The 17,392-nt window shown below is 37.4% G+C and carries 18 protein-coding genes; 10 read left to right on the top strand and 8 right to left on the bottom strand.

All coding sequences use genetic code 11. The annotated features are described in order from the left end of the window. Window positions 1-126: 126 nt before the first annotated feature. From NSB03_RS06765 to NSB03_RS06740, 6 genes are all read right to left on the bottom strand, one after another. Window positions 127-612: a hypothetical protein gene (locus tag NSB03_RS06765; protein ID WP_024986573.1), complete on the bottom strand. Its 486-nt coding sequence runs from the start codon at window positions 610-612 to the stop codon at window positions 127-129. Window positions 613-1,112: 500 nt separating this feature from the next. After that, complete coding sequence (locus tag NSB03_RS06760) at window positions 1,113-1,694, bottom strand: hypothetical protein (RefSeq protein WP_135036381.1); 582 nt, start codon at window positions 1,692-1,694, stop codon at window positions 1,113-1,115. Between the two features lie 45 nt (window positions 1,695-1,739). After that, window positions 1,740-1,916, bottom strand: a complete 177-nt coding sequence (locus NSB03_RS06755; protein ID WP_159102120.1) for a hypothetical protein — start codon at window positions 1,914-1,916, stop codon at window positions 1,740-1,742. Between the two features lie 147 nt (window positions 1,917-2,063). Then, a complete protein-coding gene (locus tag NSB03_RS06750; RefSeq protein WP_024986574.1) occupies window positions 2,064-2,537 on the bottom strand; it encodes a dihydrofolate reductase family protein in 474 nt (157 codons plus the stop codon). A 42-nt stretch (window positions 2,538-2,579) separates the two neighbouring features. After that, the gene (locus NSB03_RS06745) at window positions 2,580-3,086 is read right to left on the bottom strand and encodes an IS4 family transposase (protein WP_228099350.1); all 507 of its coding nucleotides are present in this window, start codon (window positions 3,084-3,086) and stop codon (window positions 2,580-2,582) included. A 66-nt stretch (window positions 3,087-3,152) separates the two neighbouring features. Then, the gene (locus tag NSB03_RS06740) at window positions 3,153-3,479 is read right to left on the bottom strand and encodes a DUF4372 domain-containing protein (RefSeq protein ID WP_128824253.1); all 327 of its coding nucleotides are present in this window, start codon (window positions 3,477-3,479) and stop codon (window positions 3,153-3,155) included. Between the two features lie 721 nt (window positions 3,480-4,200). Between NSB03_RS06740 and NSB03_RS06735 the strand changes: the two genes are divergently transcribed. From NSB03_RS06735 to NSB03_RS06690, 10 genes are all read left to right on the top strand, one after another. Continuing rightward, a complete protein-coding gene (locus tag NSB03_RS06735; protein ID WP_128824254.1) occupies window positions 4,201-5,151 on the top strand; it encodes a TOMM precursor leader peptide-binding protein in 951 nt (316 codons plus the stop codon). Between the two features lie 7 nt (window positions 5,152-5,158). Further along, window positions 5,159-6,466, top strand: a complete 1,308-nt coding sequence (locus tag NSB03_RS06730) for a YcaO-like family protein (RefSeq protein WP_172504298.1) — start codon at window positions 5,159-5,161, stop codon at window positions 6,464-6,466. A gap of 34 nt (window positions 6,467-6,500) precedes the next feature. After that, a complete protein-coding gene (locus tag NSB03_RS06725; RefSeq protein ID WP_128824257.1) occupies window positions 6,501-7,352 on the top strand; it encodes a SagB/ThcOx family dehydrogenase in 852 nt (283 codons plus the stop codon). A gap of 2 nt (window positions 7,353-7,354) precedes the next feature. Continuing rightward, window positions 7,355-8,212 (top strand): ABC transporter ATP-binding protein, encoded by an 858-nt coding sequence (locus tag NSB03_RS06720; RefSeq protein ID WP_128824258.1) that lies wholly within the window; start codon window positions 7,355-7,357, stop codon window positions 8,210-8,212. A gap of 5 nt (window positions 8,213-8,217) precedes the next feature. After that, window positions 8,218-8,931: an ABC transporter permease gene (locus NSB03_RS06715; protein ID WP_135036387.1), complete on the top strand. Its 714-nt coding sequence runs from the start codon at window positions 8,218-8,220 to the stop codon at window positions 8,929-8,931. Between the two features lie 571 nt (window positions 8,932-9,502). Next, window positions 9,503-10,096, top strand: a complete 594-nt coding sequence (locus NSB03_RS06710) for a hypothetical protein (protein WP_024986581.1) — start codon at window positions 9,503-9,505, stop codon at window positions 10,094-10,096. Next, window positions 10,090-10,374, top strand: a complete 285-nt coding sequence (locus tag NSB03_RS06705) for a winged helix-turn-helix domain-containing protein (RefSeq protein ID WP_024986582.1) — start codon at window positions 10,090-10,092, stop codon at window positions 10,372-10,374. The genes NSB03_RS06710 and NSB03_RS06705 overlap by 7 nt, the downstream gene beginning before the upstream one ends. Before the next feature lie 29 nt (window positions 10,375-10,403). Then, complete coding sequence (locus NSB03_RS06700; protein WP_187367864.1) at window positions 10,404-11,192, top strand: tetratricopeptide repeat protein; 789 nt, start codon at window positions 10,404-10,406, stop codon at window positions 11,190-11,192. A gap of 94 nt (window positions 11,193-11,286) precedes the next feature. Then, window positions 11,287-13,440, top strand: a complete 2,154-nt coding sequence (locus tag NSB03_RS06695; protein WP_024986584.1) for a TonB-dependent receptor — start codon at window positions 11,287-11,289, stop codon at window positions 13,438-13,440. A 155-nt stretch (window positions 13,441-13,595) separates the two neighbouring features. Further along, a complete protein-coding gene (locus tag NSB03_RS06690) occupies window positions 13,596-13,946 on the top strand; it encodes a hypothetical protein (protein ID WP_135036396.1) in 351 nt (116 codons plus the stop codon). Between the two features lie 300 nt (window positions 13,947-14,246). Here the strand turns inward: NSB03_RS06690 and NSB03_RS06685 are convergent, their stop codons facing one another. Both NSB03_RS06685 and mobV read right to left on the bottom strand, forming a co-directional pair. Further along, a complete protein-coding gene (locus NSB03_RS06685; RefSeq protein ID WP_024986586.1) occupies window positions 14,247-15,740 on the bottom strand; it encodes an OmpA family protein in 1,494 nt (497 codons plus the stop codon). Window positions 15,741-15,793: 53 nt separating this feature from the next. Then, window positions 15,794-17,251 (bottom strand): MobV family relaxase, encoded by a 1,458-nt coding sequence (gene mobV, locus NSB03_RS06680; RefSeq protein ID WP_024986587.1) that lies wholly within the window; start codon window positions 17,249-17,251, stop codon window positions 15,794-15,796. Window positions 17,252-17,392 lie beyond the last annotated feature (141 nt).

The raw sequence follows: 17,392 nt of genomic DNA, 5'->3' as shown, positions 1-17,392 counted from the left end.
CCTGTAACCGTAACTGTCATTATTAGTTATGCCGATATAGTCTTATTACTGACTTTACAAATATTCTTCCCACTTTCCGCTGCTCGCTTATGCGGCGGGCGGCTTCCCGATGCTTGTCCGGCAGTATCAGAAGTGATAGTCGATGACCCCTCCGATGTAAAGTGTCGTACCCGGTTCAAGAGCGAAGATTTCCCGCAGGAACTCATAGGATTGTTCAGCATACGATTGTACGCCCTCTGCGTCCGTATAGAACCAGTAGCCGGTATCCAGCGGGTCTTTCAGGAATTTTTCGAGTTGGTAAACGGGGCCAATCCAATCCTGCATCTTATCAGGGGTAATGGCTTCCGCTCTCTTGCGGATTTCGGAAACAAACTCTTCTTTCCATTTTTCCGTTCCACCTTTGTAAAGGATAGTATCTTCGGAAGTCAATTCAAACATCCCTTTGGGGAGGACATGGTTTACCAGATAGCCGATATACTCCTTTCGTTCCTCGTCGTCAATTTCGGCACAATAGTCAAAATGACTGTTGTCCCCTTGCATGAGCGTGTCCTCGTTCAGGTAGTTGTCCTTCTCCACCCGTGTCTGGGTAATCTGAAAAATCTTGCTGTGCATAACTTTGAAATTTAATAGGTTATTTTTTTACTTTCCCTTTCATCGAGCCTTTTCGGCTTCTTGTCAGGGAGGGATTTTACATGCAGGACCAATAGCGGTAAGGGACGGGTAAGACAAGTAAACAGCCGGGAGACTTAACGGAATACCCACCCCGGAGGACGAGGCAGGAGCAGCGATATCCCGTCTGCCCCTGCCCGGCAAAAGACGGGGGACGGAAAGTCAATCTTTGATTTGGGAAGGCTGCCGTTAACCTCCGAAGGCCGTTAGCACAGCGGTACTTGAAGACCGGACAGCACGCTATACCTTTACATGATAAAATCGCACCGGCAAGGATAGCCGATGATGCGATATGGTAAGAACTGGAACGGGAAGCTAAAAGAGGGAGGAAAAACAGCCTGCGGTTAAAAAAGGATTCGCGACCTCTTTACGGCAGGAAACAAAATCCCCCGAACCTGCATGACAGATTCGGGGGCGTCACTCATAAGCGGTCGTGTTTGAACTTAATCCGTTATCCGATACTCGTTGATATTGACAAAGGCATCCTCGTTTTCCTTTTTCCATTCTTCAACGAGAGCTTCGACTTCCTGCTGCGATTTGACAGGCCGCTCTGCAAGGTCCTCCAGCCACTCGAACAGCCCCGACATATCGGCAAAGTATTCAGTGAGGTATTCCCCGTCATCCGTGCATACATCGGCGATATACTTGTCAGGAAAGTATTTGCCTTCATGGTCGTTTGTCCAGTATTCAACCATACCCGGCTCTTCCGATTGATAAAAATAGTAGAGAGAGGGGAATTTCTTGCAGACAAAATCGAATGTCTCGTTGCAAGGCGACCATGCGGTCATAGTCGAGAGTCTCAACACCTCTCCGTCGAATTGTGGAGTATCCCATTCGCCCCGACACCACACCTCGTTCCAATCGCCGCCCAAAGCGTCCACGAGGCAGCCGAGCCATGTCGTTCCAAATCCGTTTTTGACGGACGGCTCTTTCCGTTCCTGTAGTCTTTTCATCAACTCATAGAGGCTCTTCACTTCTTTTGCGTCGCCCTCTATCACATACGCAGTTGAACACCAATTCGGCATAATTTTGAATTTTAACTGTTGAACTTGTTTTTACTTTCCCTTTTCTCAAAGCCTTTTCGGCTTCTTGTCGGGAATTTTACAATGCAGGTCCAGCAACGGAAACGGGACGGGAAAGGCAAATAAATGGTCAGGAATTGAACGGAATACCCAACCCGAAGCGTATAGCGGTACGGGGGACTGAAAGTCAATCTCCGATTTGCGGAAGGCTGCCGTCCAATCCATGAAAACAATTAGCGCAGCGGTATTTGACGTCCGAACGGACGCTGCACCTTTGCATGGGAAAATCACACCGACAAGGATTGCCGATGATACGATAAGGAGAAGAATATAAAAACGCCGTCCCTCTCTTTCCGGTGACGACGTTTTCTTTTATAAAGGTAGGTTTGTTTTTTCGCGATAAGTGGAAAACAATACGCAGGGTTCCCTGTCCGATGGTTCAATGCTTATCCGTTTCCAGTGGGATTTGAACTCGGACACCGGGAACCTGATACCTCCTTTACGCAACTTGACAGGAACATGTATCAACCGGATTTCCGAAATGCAATGTGCTGCCATCAATGTTCTCAGGATGGGGGCTGATTGTGGAGACGCTTCCAAAGCAATGTACCCGGACAGCGTTGCCATAGACGACAGTTGCTCTTTTAGCAAGGAGGGCTCTACACTTATTTCTTCTTGTCCAGTTACGATGACACATTTACCGTCCTCGTAATAAAGCATGGCCGAGGCATTGCCCAAAAAGTTGCTTACACCAAACAACTCCGGTTTCAGGTACCAGTCTCGCAAACCGTCCTTGCGGGCAATGTAGCCATCTTTGGTGATTTGGGCCTGTAATATTAATTTCATACCTTAATTTATATATTCTTTATTATAAAATTTCCGTAAACATTACACAGAAAACAAAAGCTCTACCTGCCAGCGATTTTTATAAAGTTCAGCAACTTGAAGCGCAGATATATGCGTAGCATTGGTTATGAATGTAAATTCTCGTTCTTGTTCTTCATCCCAATATTTAACCAGTCTAAGTGGCTCTGGGTAATATTGTTTAGGATAGAATCCTGTCAGAAGTACACTCGCGTCTGAAAGCGCATTTTTAGGTAGCCTACATTTCCATTGGATGGATTTGTATCCGAGATTCTTTTTTGCTCTGACAACAAAGTAGGCTTCAATTTGATGAATTTTATACAGCATTTTGAAGTTGTTATAACCGCGGTCAAAGATGTAATAAGAGTTTGGTTCATAAGGAATTTCAATCATGACTTTAGAATCGTGTACGGATGCTTCCGTGATATGAAAGAATGCAGGAATCTGTGTTTCCACATCATATAATGTATGCACTTTGATACCACCTTTCTTTTTGCGGAATTTCGCCCACCAAAAGACTGAAAGGCACAGGTCAATAGTTGTCGAATCGAAAGCATAAACGTTACCGCTAAGTTTAAAAATATGATTAGCACACTTTTATCGTGCTTCGCTAACCAGGCAGTAAGCATATTCTTCAAAGATGTGATAGTCTCTATCTTGATTTGCTCTTGCCAGCGATGACTTTGATACATTTTTACCCATTCCTAAATGATAACATTTAGAATGATGAGCTTCAAGAGCAACTATCAAATCTCGCAGACTTTCACGATTAGAAAGTTGACCAAACATCAAAGCAAGTAGTTGATCCCAGCAGGTGAAGTGCTTCACATCTTTGTCGCCATCATACTTGGTGACTATGCGGTTAAACTTACTTCGATTCAGAAATGAAGCCAATTGAGCGAAAACGTATTTGTCTTGGAACATATGCCATCGGATTAATCTGATGCAAGGTTACAAATTCAAGTCCGTTCGCTCGGAAAATCGCTATAACTAACTAAATTTCAAATATTTCAAAGAACTCTTTTAAATTTTAATGGGACAGTAATGAAAAATTATATAAAAAACAAGAGTGGATATATTTTTTTTCTGAAAAATTTGCATATGAAAAATATTCTCCGTATATTTGAAGCACTGAAGTAGTCATTGGCGCCAAGGCTGTTTGATGTATCATATTAACTAAATAAAAAGAATATGGATACTTTACTAAATTCAACCTTCCACCAAGCATATCTATCGAAAAGATATATGCTTATTAAGATTGTTCTTTCGGCAATTGTCGTATTGTCTTAATATTTGTGTTCAGAATATTAAGACGTTAAGATTCACGTGACAATTGAATTCCTATTTTATCAATCTTATTAAGAATATAGTTATGAAAATTATCAATTTATCCAATCAGAGATTTGGAAAGAATGCAATGGTTGCATCGGCAGCCGGTTGTTGCTGTTGCTGTTGCTGTAATTGCAATTGCGGTGGGGATGAAAGTTCCACTACCACTGTCATAGTTGCAGAACGCGCGACAATTTCTAGCTTATAATCTGTAGTCGTATACATAACTTCAAAGTTGTGTAAATACCCAGTAGAATTATTGAAGTTTATTAACATAGGTGCGCAGAATTCTGCGCACCTAATAAAAAAGATATATATGCTAGCTAATTATGATATATTTAAAGATGAAGATAATGGCTGTTATCAAATCAGATCCAAAACATCAACCTATGCAATTGTTTTTGATGAAGAAATATCAGAGGCGATATTTTTACGAATAGTAGAATTGTCTTCTCAAGATAAAAGATTCAATTTGCAGAAAATAAGAAAGAATTTACTTGGAACTTTTGAAGAAGATAAGGTTTTGAGTGTCTTAAATAATCTTAGAGAAGCTGGACTTATCCCTGATGATATACATACATGCACAGGAGAGGATCTTTCTGAGTTTAGAAGTATAGGAGATATTTCTTTGGCAATTATAGGCGTTGGAAGCCTCACTAAAGCTCTAAAATCAGTTTGCGAAACCGAGAAATTCAAAACAATTTCTGTGGTTGAGTATACCATAAAAAATTTCGAAGAAAAGATTCTTCAAGTTTTTAATGAACATGATTTTGTTATTGTTGATGCAAATCAATGGTCTCCTTTTCATTTGGAAATAATTAATGATACTGCTGTCAAACAAAATAAGCCATGGCTATATATTTCTGGTGTAAATGAATCTAATATTGAGATCGGACCATTGTTTTATGGGAAAGAAACCGGATGTTATAATTGTTTGATATCAAGAATCAAAAGCAATCATGCACATCCTCAATATTTAACATCTTATGAAAATTATTTAAGGGGCTTAAAACGTCCGTCTATATCCAATGAGTTGCACCATGACGGTATCATATATTCATTAATTGCTAATTTTGCTATTTATGAAGTGGTAAAATTTATTGAAGGTTGGGCATTGCCAATAACATGGCAAAGCATTGTAACATTTAATTTATATAACTATGAGTCTACAATTCATATGTTATTAAAGAAACCATTGTGTGAAGTATGTAAACCGAATATTAAATACAATCCCTCACCGTGGTTGGATAAAATAACTTTAAAATAGAAACTATATGAACTATTCTTTTATAAATAAAAGTCTTAATGCTGTATCAACAGAATTAGGAATTTTGTACCATTTGGTTTCATCTCCAAGTTGCGCACAAGATCCTAAAATCCTTGGGTATGGTATTTGGCCATGTAATACAGTGTATTTAGGGCCTGAAAAATTCGAAGGGCGTAGTTCTGGATGTGGTTATGATCAGGAAGGATGTTTGTTTTCTACAATTGGGGAATCTGCAGAAAGATATGCACCGACTTTTTATGACAGTAAAGAATTGGTATTTGCTTCATATAATGAATTATCTATAGAAAAAGAGGCAATACATCCAAATCAGATTGCTTTATTCCATGATAAACAATTTGATTCAAATAACAATCAAAAAATCACAAAACTTACTCCAGATTTGAAAATTTCTTGGGTTCCGACTGTAGATTTGGTAAATAATAGAAAAATAACATATGTTCCTGCACAATTGATTTTCCTCCCGTTTACTAAAGATAACAAATGGATAACATACAACACCTCTACAGGTCTTGCTGCACACATTAATTATCATAAAGCTATTTTGAATGCGATATTTGAATGTATTGAACGAGATTCATTTGTGTTAACTTGGATGCAAAAGATTGCTGCTCCTAAAATTATCATATCAGAAGATATACAACAATATATAAATGAGAGATTTACTGCAAAATGTGAATGGCATTTTTTTGATATTACATATGATTTAGAGATTCCAACTGTATTTGGTATATGCTTTGGCGAAGCTGATTATGGTAGTTTTGTAGCTGTCGGATCATCAACACGGGCTACTATTGGTGAAGCTCTAAAAAAAGTAATATTAGAAATCGGACAAACAGCACCATATTTCAGATATGTTTTAGGTAAAAAGAAAGAAGAGAATTGGATACCCACAAATGATTTCTCTAAAATTAAAAATTTTGAAGATCATTCAGCTTTCTATCTAAAACGCCATGATTTGTGGCATGTTTTTGATGATTGGAGAAACATTGTACCCAGTAAACATATCGATTTTCATCAGAAGCAAGAATTAAGCGATGTGGAGCAAATCTTAAGATGTTTAAGAGTATTTAAAACAAAAGGATACAATGTGCTATTTAAAGATATAACGACTCCTGATATAAGACAATTTGGGTATTATAGTATAAAAATATATATACCTCAATTAATACAAATGGGAGGTTCATATTCGTGGTATTTTTTGGGGAGTCAAAGATTGTACACTGTTCCTAAGCAATTCGGATATACTTGTAACGGATTTGAAAATCTAAATCATTATCCACATCCTTTTCCATAAAAATATACAACGTAATAACATAAAAAATGATTCCATGGACGATAAATTACAGAAAAAACTCTCAAAGTTAGATGTTACAATATTTGGCAAAAAAAATATTGAGGAATCTTTAGCCATGTTGTATCACGAAAATTCAAAGTTTAACAAATATAAATTAAGAAAAAATGGTGAACGAATAGAAGCATTTAATAGTCCTTATATTATCGCTAGAGCTGCACAACCATATAAAATTTACCCTGCCAATATTTCTATAGATTTGAATTTATACAAAATGGCACCTCAAGTTGCTCTCCATGAAATTTTGGCTCTTCGCAGATCACTTAGACAATATAACGAGAATTATAAGATTTCATTGAATGAAATAGCGTATATACTATATAATTCTTATGGAGTGACCAAAACATTTAAAATTGCAGATTCATTCGAAGCCGATGGAAATTGGGGGCTTCGCAATGTTCCGTCAGCAGGAGGTTTGTACCCTTTAGAGTTATATATTGTTATTTTGAATGGTCACATTAGTTCTGGTATATATCATTACCGATCAGATACTAATACATTAGAGTTAATAAAAGAAGGAAACTTTCTAGATTATTTACGAGAAAATATGCAATGTGAACCATATGTAAATATCTCTACGGCGTCCGCAGTCATTTTTTCTACAGGAATTTTTGAAAGAGTTGCTATAAAATATGGAGATAGAGCTTATCGTTTTTTAATACAAGAATCGGGTATTGTTGGACAGACTATAACTCTTCTTCTCGAATCTATTGGTTTGGGTTCTTGTTGGATTGGAGCTTATATAGATGACATGATAAATGAATTGCTAGAAATAGATGGCGTATATGAGTCGGTAAACAATGTTATAGTAATTGGAAAAAAGAAATAAGTATGGACAATCTTATCACTTTGCAAAATGTCTCTTATTTTAGAAATGAAAAAAAAATATTGGACAAAATTAGCTTCACTATTGGTAGAGGTGAAAAAATAGCATTGCTTGGAAGTAATGGGGCTGGTAAATCGACTCTAATTGACATAATGACACAAGATATTAATCCAACAGATGGTAATATATTTTTTGATCGTACGTCAGTATTTCCCAAAAATAGAACTGGTGTTTTATATGGTTGTTTACCATTATTCCCTTACTTAAGAGTATTTGAGCAAATACGATATTTTACAGCTATTTATAGGCTTGATTATAAAGAGGTTGAAAAAGAATACTATAAACGACTCGGCATAGATAAAATTGAAAACTCTTTTATTTATCAATTATCGCAAGGTGAAAGACAAAAACTTGGACTGTTAATTTCAATCATTAATAATCCCGAACTACTAATTTGGGATGAACCTTTCAGTAATTTAGATCCTACTACTATTGACACCTTTTGGGGAATTGTTAACTCAAATAAAAAAACAATTTTTTACTCTACTCATAACTGGGAAGATGCCATGAAAAAATCCACTAAAGTATGCCTGTTACACGAAGGTAGATTATTAGAGGAGCCTAAAAATCCAGTAGAACTACTATCAGAATTTCAAAAGCAAAATGTTCTTATTGTCGGCATTGACAATCTTGTTTCTGAAGTAATAATAAATTATAAATACTATAAATTAGATGGTTGTTATTATGTCTTCTGGAACACTGATGAGCCTATTGTAACTGAAATATCTAAATTAACAACTAATTTTTCAGTAAAAAAAATCAGTCTTATAGATTACTATAGATACAGAACCTCTAAATTATAAGAATTATGATAAAAGTCTTTTTTAGTCTTGTATATTATAGAATAGTAGAATATCTACATGTAAGGCAAGCTATCTTCTTTTCTGTAGTTTTTCCTATATTCTTGTTTGTGATAATGACATCACTATGGGGTAATGTTAACGTTGATTATTCAAATTTCATGTTAACGGGTGTCATTGGAATGACCATAGCGAGTGAAGGAATATTTTCCATTGGTCAGAGTGTGAAAAGGTTTTATATGTCTGGAATGATAAAGTACATACGAAAAATGCCTTTTAGTGTGTTATTTTATATGATGAGTATAGTTGTGGCAAAGATAATTAATTTAATGGTTATCATAGCCCTTATGTATGCGATAGGAATCGTGTTTTTTGACTGTACGATAACGCCTATGGATATAGTTAATGCTATTAGTGGTTTATTAATAGGACTTACCCTATTTTCTTTTATCGGGCTTGTTCTTTATTTTATTAACATACGGATGGAGTCAGAAAAAAGCATTGTACATATTGTTTATTTATTAACTATTTTTGTCAGTGATGTTTTTTATTCTGTAGGAGATATCAGCGTTGTTATCAAAACTATGGGGGATATTCTACCTTTAAATGGTATCCTAAATATTATTAGATATGGAATATATGACTGGTCAATACTTCCATGGGCTGTTATTCCGGTATGCGTTTTTATCATTTTGATTAAAAAAATTGAAGTAAAAAGATAAACTTATGATTGAGATTATTCAATTATTGCTTTTTTCCTTGATAATTATATTTCTTCACGAATTAGGACATTATATAGTTCTGAAGATATTTAATATACCTATTTATAGCATGGGAGTCTCATGTCAACCTGTACCGCATTTTTATATTCGATATAAGTGGCCAACAAGTATTATTAAACATTGTGCTATTATTCTTTCTGGTTCGCTAACGACAATCTTGGGACTTAGTATATTGCTTTTATTTATTAATTATAATATGATGAAGATGTTGTTTGCAGTATATTTTTTTCAGTTAATATGTGAAACTAATCCATTCTTTTCAGATTATGTCTTTGCATATGTAATTTATAAAAATAAAATAATAAACTCAAGCCCACAAAGTTTGAATGTTTATCGTTCATTAATTAATAAATACATGTTTAGTTTTGCTTGGTATATTCATTTCATATTATGGAGTATTCTTATTATTTTATTAATACGATTAATTGATTTTAAGGATATACTAAATATATAATTTTATTTGTCACATTACTTTATAAAATAAATTGTTTTACAAATAAAAGAATTCATTATGGAAAATAAGAAATTAAATGAAACTGAGAGTATTGAACTAATAATACAAATGATCAGAAACACTCGGAGAAATATTGTTGTTGGAGGTGGGAATCAATTTATAGTATGGGGAGTATCTATTCTCTCAGCATCTATAATTGTAACTATACTTAATTTATTTATAAACAATCATCTTTGCAATTTTGCTTGGTTCATTATACCCGTTATTGGTTGTGTCTGGAATAAAGGATTGAAGCATAAGGAAAAACTATTTACTTATGTCGACAAGATATTAAAATATATATGGATAACTTGTTGCATTTTCTGTGTTTTAACACCAGTGTTTATCGGGGTGTCATATCATTTTAATGGTTCCGAATTATTGTATAGCATTATCCCATTTATTGAATTATTGATAGTATCTATCGGTGTTGCAATATCAGGTTTAGTTTTAAATGCAAAGTATGTAGTAGTTTCAGGCTTTGGAGGATTTGTTGTTTCATTTATTACATTTATCAATATTCCACACATTATACCATTAACGTATGCAATTTGGGCTATAGCTTGTATGATTGTTCCAGGAATATATATAAAATACAAAAGGTTATGCTAAAAGAATTAAATCCGCTACTTCATTCTGAATTGAGATTGGCTATAATGTCAATTCTTTTAAATGCAGAAAAAGCTGATTTTACTTATCTACTTGAAACGTGTCATGCAACCTCAGGGAATCTTAGTATCCAACTTAGCAAATTACAAAAGGCTAATTATATATGCATACAAAAAGAATTTGTTGGTAAACGTCCTCAAACGATGTGCTTCATAACAGAACAAGGGAAATTGGCTTTTGAGCAATATGTTGAAAACTTGAAAAGCTATATAAATTTATAACATATGTTTAACCATTTAAATTAAAAAAAATGAAGTCTCTATTATTAATTTCAATTATTGCACTAAGTGTAGTATTTCAGAGCTCCTATGCCACTACTAGCGTATGTTTTTACATGAATGATCAAATTTGTGTGGAAACACAAGAAGAACAGAATGTTCATAATAGAATAATGGATGCTTTTATGAATTCATTTGTTGAACAAAACAACTCAAAAATGTTATCACTTATTGATGAATTTTCATCATTGTATCACAAAAGCAATAATTCTATTTTCCTATATTGGAAAGGATATACTCATTATTACTGTAGTATATTTTATTTAAAAAAAAGTGAAACAGGTAAATCTTACGAAGAATTAAAGAAAGGTATTGACGCATTAGAATCAATAAAGAAAAAGAATTCGGAAGATTGTGCCCTGCTTTCAATGTTACACAGTTTCTCATGTCAGTTTTTAAAATTTCCAAAAGTAATTCAAGCGTCTAAAAGTGCAACTGATTATATTGAGCGTGCTTTAAAACTTGATGATAACAATCCAAGAGTATACTATGTCTTGGCTAATAATGATTATTATACTCCCGAAACCTATGGTGGAGGAAATAAGGTTGAAGAATATGCATTGAAAGCTCTTTCTATTTCTTCTATACAAAAAATTGCCAATCCTTATTTACCTTCCTGGGGCAGACAAGAGAGCTATGAATTACTGACAAATTATTATATAAAAAAAAACAATATGAAACAAGCAAAAAAATACATTGAGTTAGGACTATTAGAATATCCCGATAATTATACTCTAAAGTACAATAAGTCTAAGTTGTAAAAAATCTCTTTGAAATTCTGGAATAAGGTTCTTAATATTATATTACCTGTTTCAGAATTTCAAATTAGCTATATCCATTCAACAACAATATATTATGAAGAAATTATTTATATCATTAATTACAGTTTTTACTTTAGCAAAAATTGTAAATGCGCAAGAAATATCAGGGACAGTGGTGGATGAGAGGAATTTGCCTATATTTGCTGCTAATGTTTACTTTAAATCAAATCCTCATAATGGTGCAATAAGTGATTTGAATGGGTATTTTTCTATTCCTTATACATATGATAATGACACCCTCATTATAACATTTATTGGCTACCAGAATAAAAGAATTCCGGCTGTTGAATTGGAAGAGGATTCAAAGAATATCATAACATTAAATGCCGACCCTGTACTTTTAGATGAAGTTGTTATTGCAGGGACTACTCCAATATCAGAGCAATTTTCGACAGAAAAACTCAGCAGTTTAGATATATATATGAATCCTATATCTCAAGCCGATCCTTTAAAAGCCATAATTAATATGCCTGCTTCTACCAATAGTGATGAAAGCGCAAATCCATCTCTGCGTGGAAGCAGTTCTGATCGTTCAAGAGTTATATACAATGGCGTACCAATTTATCGCCCAGTAAGAGCTTCAAGTTTAAATAACATTGGTTTTTTTAGTATTTTTAATCCTGAGATGATAGACGTACAAACTGTATATCCATCCAATCCTCCTTTAATAACTGGCAATGCTTCAGGGGGGATAATAGATATATCAACTATTAAGAAAATTAGCAAAAACACATATCAACTTTCAGCAGGGATTGGAAATATTGGCTTTTCAATGGGGCAAAAGTTACAAGGAAAATCTACTTTTATTCAAATTTATGGAAATTGGCAAAATTCATATTTGCTAAAAAAAATAAACACTAAGAGTTTGCCTGATATGAAAAGTTATGATACAAAAGATGTGGGTATAAATTTTCGATATACTCTTAATGATAAAATGTATTTTAATTCTTATAATTACTTTATGAGCGAGAATTATAATGGTACATCTGCAATGTTAGCTTACCAGGGAAATCTTAAATCTAATGGATTAAGATATTTCTCTGTTAACAATTTTGTTATATTTTTTAAAAAAGGGATGTTTAAAATTAATCATGGGTATAATTACGAAAAAAAAGAAGTGCTATTTGGAAATAATATTTTGAACTCAAAAGACTATTCCCATTATGCGTCAATAGATTATAAAACAGATATTACAAAAAAAATAACTTTTCAAACAGGGGTAAGTTTAGATAACCAGAATACTTTGGTAAAAAATAAAGTTCCGTTGTATTATTATGCGATGAATAAGGAATCTCCTACCTATAATCAAGATACAATAGTTTCAAATTATATACTTGAACCATATTTTTATGTGAATTGGGATATACATAAAAGAGTTTCTATGTCAATAGGAGCTAGAACAAACATACCAATCAATAAACAAAAACAATACACTAGTTTTCAATATAGCCTAAAGTATGTACCTGCTAATAATCATACATTGATTTTAAGTGCTGGACATTATCATAATTACACACAGCCTGATTATTATAATTTAAAATACAGATTATTGAAGAGCAAACAAGTTTCTTTGGACTATATATATGAAAATAGACAAACTAAGATTCAATCGGCATTATACTATAAGCAAGAAAGTGGAGAACGAGACATTGACTTTTATTACACTATAAATAAGACTCAGACTTTGGGGGTTGAATTCTCAATATCGCAAACTTTATGGAATTATCTTACTATATCTTTATCTAATTCAACAATCAAACAAGAAGCGAATGTAAATGGAACAAAATATAAAGGAGGACATAATTTTTTATATTTTTTGAAACCATCAATTACATATAGTAATCCTAAATTGTTCTCAATCGGTCTTATGTATATAGGACGTCCTGGAAGTTATAACCTGCATTATCCGGTACTTTCTTCTCGTTGGAATTCTGAAGCAAAGGCATATGAACCTATATATAGTCAATTAGAAGAATTTCAAAATAGAGCATATAACAGATTGGATTTATCTATGTCAAAATACATGACCTTCAAAACATGTACATTAACTGTATATTTATCAATAAATAATATATTGAATACTAAAAATGAAACTAATGAATTGTATTATTATTCAGACTATTCCAGTATTTATAAAAAATATCATTCTTTAAAAACTTGGTATTTTGGTGTAGTACTTACATTTTAATAATAATAACAATAATTATACTATAAATTATTCAACATCACAGATATAGATTATAAATTTCTGAGGATTAATGCATTTTTCTTGTAAGCACCCGAGAGCCTGTGCAAAAACCTTAGACGCTATATTGAATTATCAGTTATTTTTCGTATATTTATATGGGTAACGACATTCCTGCATGGTTATATCCTTTCGAACATCAATGCGGAGATACAAATGACAAGGACCGCCTCGTCTCCGATTACATGTTAAAAACCATTTGGTACGAACAATTTCCATGTGCAATACCTGTACCTTATGTTCCGGGTAAAATATCTTATACTGAAGTTCCACATGAGAAATGGGCCATAAGCTCAAAATTTTCCGGCTGTAAAATGGCTTTGTTTTATAGTAAAGGCGAACAAGGCAGACGTTATGTCTGTCATCTTGCCATTAATGACAGAGCGTATAGATACGAAAATAAAGAAGCATTTGAAAGGGATGAGAGAATCCAAAAACATTATATGTGAAATATTTCAAAGAGAGAGAATTTTTGCTGAACTGATAGTAGATTGTCAGATTGAATTGAACAAAGATGTATATGGTCTTATTTCCGGAACAGACGAATTCTATTCATTTGTCATAGGAAGAAAAGAAGGACGTCCTTGGAGAATTGTAGCGTGGGCACGACTAACGGTTTGTGGAAAACCACATGAAATCACTGAAATGAGATGGCTGTAAAAAAACTATATAAATAGTTGAATTTCCCGTTTCAAAGAAGAGTGCCGAATCGAAAGAAACAGCACTCTTCTTTCAGTTAATCGTATGTATTATTTCGTTGTTTTTGTCGTTTCAAGAAAGAACAGTTCCACTTTCGTATGGCGGTTGGCTTCTATCGGTACATAGTCGCTGATACCGCCCTTGCCTGTCTGTGTTATGCGGTCATACGGGATTCCTCTATGCTTCAATTCATCGGCAATGTAGGCGGCGCGTGATGCACTCAATGATTCGTTGATGTCTGCCGTGCCTGTTGAACTGTCCGCCGCACCTGTCACCATCACCGCCACCCCGTGTTTCTTTGCTACCCGTGCCAATTCATCAAGATTGAGCATTTGCGAAGCATCCGTCAGTCTGTTCGAATTGAGGGAGAAAAAGAAATATACGGGAGAGCCAATACATTCGCTTCCGTCAGATGCAAGGGAGGCATATCTTCCAGACGTGAATATGGTATCGGTATCGGAAAGATTGCCGTTCCCGCCTCCGTTTTCATTGATGCCGGACGTGCTGTTTCGATTAGCAGCCGTCAGGGTGTCCGTCCGTGTATCTCCGTATGAATACTCGCCCTCAAGAAGCGACTTCCCGTCCCAATGCCTGTTTTTCAACCTTGCCCGGAGTGAATTTAATCCACTGTAATTGTTCACGGGATATTGGCGTCCGGTGGCATCCTCGCTCCCGAACAGTTGGCTGTACGTGTCGAGCAGACCTTCTATTTCCAGTATCTTCTTCAATTCGGCAAGCGTCCGCCTGTCCTGATCGATACGCCCCTTGGAACGGTTGTTCTCCTCCGACAGGAAGTTCGTGTAGTCCGTGAGCCATTCGTTCCTGCGGATGTAGGGCGTGGCGTCTATCGCACGCTTCCATCCGGTCTGCCCGATGTGGAACGTGAACCCTGCCGAGAGCGACACCATGTGGTCGCCGAGACGGTTCGCCCTGCCATACCCGTCGAAGTCCTGGAATGTGGTCATGCTTGAGAGTTCCAACATGGCGCTTAACCGGCTGTTGATACGATACTGTCCTTGTACGCCATAGGAAATAGCGAACGGATTGTGCCCGTTGGTAGCGTGGTGTAGTAGCCCGACACCCGCAAAGGGTGCAAGGCTCCAGCGCACCTGTTCTTGCCGGGCGTACCCGTAACCGAGCACATTCCATAGCAGATCCGCATGGATGTGGTGATAGTCCTGTGTGGATAGCCGGGCGTCCTTGAACTGCAGGCCGCTGTAATTTATCCGTGCGCCGACAGACGGCGTGAACCACTTGCCGACAGCGAGGCTGTACGAGGGTTTCATCCGCCCGAACAAGTCCTCACAACCGAGCGGGGTGCCGAGAAAAGCGGTCGTGCCTCCGGCAATGCTGACAAACCAGTTGCCGCTTCCGCGAGCCGGAAGTACCACTCCGTCGAGATAAGCCGGCGGCATTGATTGGAGCTGTTCAGTGACAACATGATGGGACGTGTATCGTACAGTGTCCTCTTGTTTGGGTTGGCTATTTGCCCATGTCTGCATCGAGCAAAATAGCGCAAAAATAAAAATGATTTGTTTCGTCATATATTGATGATTTTATGTTATACATTTGATTTATTTACGGGATTATCCGCCATTTACCGCTTGGACTTTTTGCCGATGCTCGGACGCATCATACGACTTGCCATCCTCATGCAGCGGAGCGCCCACGCCCGGTTGTCTTCATCATCGTCGCGCCCCCATTTAAGGTCGCTTCCGCCGCCTCCGCCGCCATGTGTTTCGGCAAACGTGGTGGCATCATCGACCATGCCGAGAAAGAGCATCGTAGCGCAGTGCATGACTTCCGTACCCTGTTCCGCGATGGACTGTACGAGTGTACCGTCAAACAGTTGCCGTTCTGACACGCCCATCTGTGCCGACACGTTCCGGAACTCGCTGACCACACTTTCCAACAGGGCATCCTTTAACAGGTTGTCCACTTTGGAGTGTACGTCGTGCGAATACCGGTAGGCTTCTTCCTTGAGTTCTTCCGTGCGTTCCTCAATGGCACTCATGTTCTCTTTCAGGTCGGCGAGTTGTCGGTCAGCCGCCTGCAACTTGCCTTGTTTGTCTGCCAGTTGCCGGGTGATTCCTTGCAGCTCTTTCTCCAAACCTTGAACCTGCACGGCCAATTGCACTGCATCCCCCTTGTTCGCTTTCAGGTCGCTTTCGGCTGCCGATAGCTGCGCCTCCTTTTCGGCTTTCGCCTTTTCGAGGTTCTCTACCATCGTCGTAAGACCTTTTACCCTGCGTTCTGCCAGCCGGATTTCCGATTGCAGGGAGGACAACACTTCCTGATGACGGCCAATCCGTTCCTCCATAGTCGTGCATTCCTCCGACAGCATACGGCGGTATTCCTCGGTCGTGCGGTGCCGTGCGCCGGTCTCGGCGATACTCCGTCCTCTCGACATTCCCCATTTCGTATTGACTTCGGCGAAAAAGTCGGTATGGAGCTGTTTCATCCGTTCGCTGTACTCGAACTTGTCCTTTCCGGCGAATATCTCCTTGTACGCAAACTTGCCGTCCTTGATTGGCAGAAGCGTACAGTGGACGTGCGGGTTCAGCTCGTCCAGATGTACAATGAAGGCGGCTATATTCAGCTCGCCGTATCTGCGGCTCACGAACGAATAGACATCTTTCGCCCAGCGTTCGATGTCGCCTTTCCTTTTGATGCGTGAATTGTCCGCGCCCTCCTCAAAATCCACCTGCTGCGTGCCGAACGCCAGCTCGTGCATCCGCTCTCGCGAACCTCCGAAGATGATGTTCACGACCGTGCGGTATTTCGGCTCCACCAGCCCCTCATTGGGGTCCTTGATGCCACGATGTTTCAAGATGTCGGCCATGCGTTCGGGAATGCTCCGACTCGTGTCTATGGGGCGTATTTTACCACCGGGAGCAATCTCGAAGTTCAACTGTTTGCGCGTCGGATCGTAGTTGCCTTTTTTCATGGCGTACTTTTCCGCCTTTTCGCTACGGTTACGCTGATGCTCGTTGCTTTGGGCGGTGGTGATGCCTTTCGACACCTGAACGTCGAGCACTTGTTTTGCATTTGCCATATTGTTTTCGTGTTATTTCGGTCAATCCACCGTGTCCCAGCTTGCTGTTCCAAAGGACACCCTTCCCGCCGACGTAAGGCAGGTGGGGTATTAGGCTCCCCACTCCCTCTGTTCCGTGGCAGGCGGGCAAGCCCGCGTGCC

The organism is Bacteroides acidifaciens (assembly GCF_024623065.1).
Lineage (GTDB): Bacteria > Bacteroidota > Bacteroidia > Bacteroidales > Bacteroidaceae > Bacteroides > Bacteroides acidifaciens.
The sequence above is the reverse complement of the archived record's forward strand: the minus strand, read 5'-3'. Positions and strand labels throughout refer to the sequence as shown.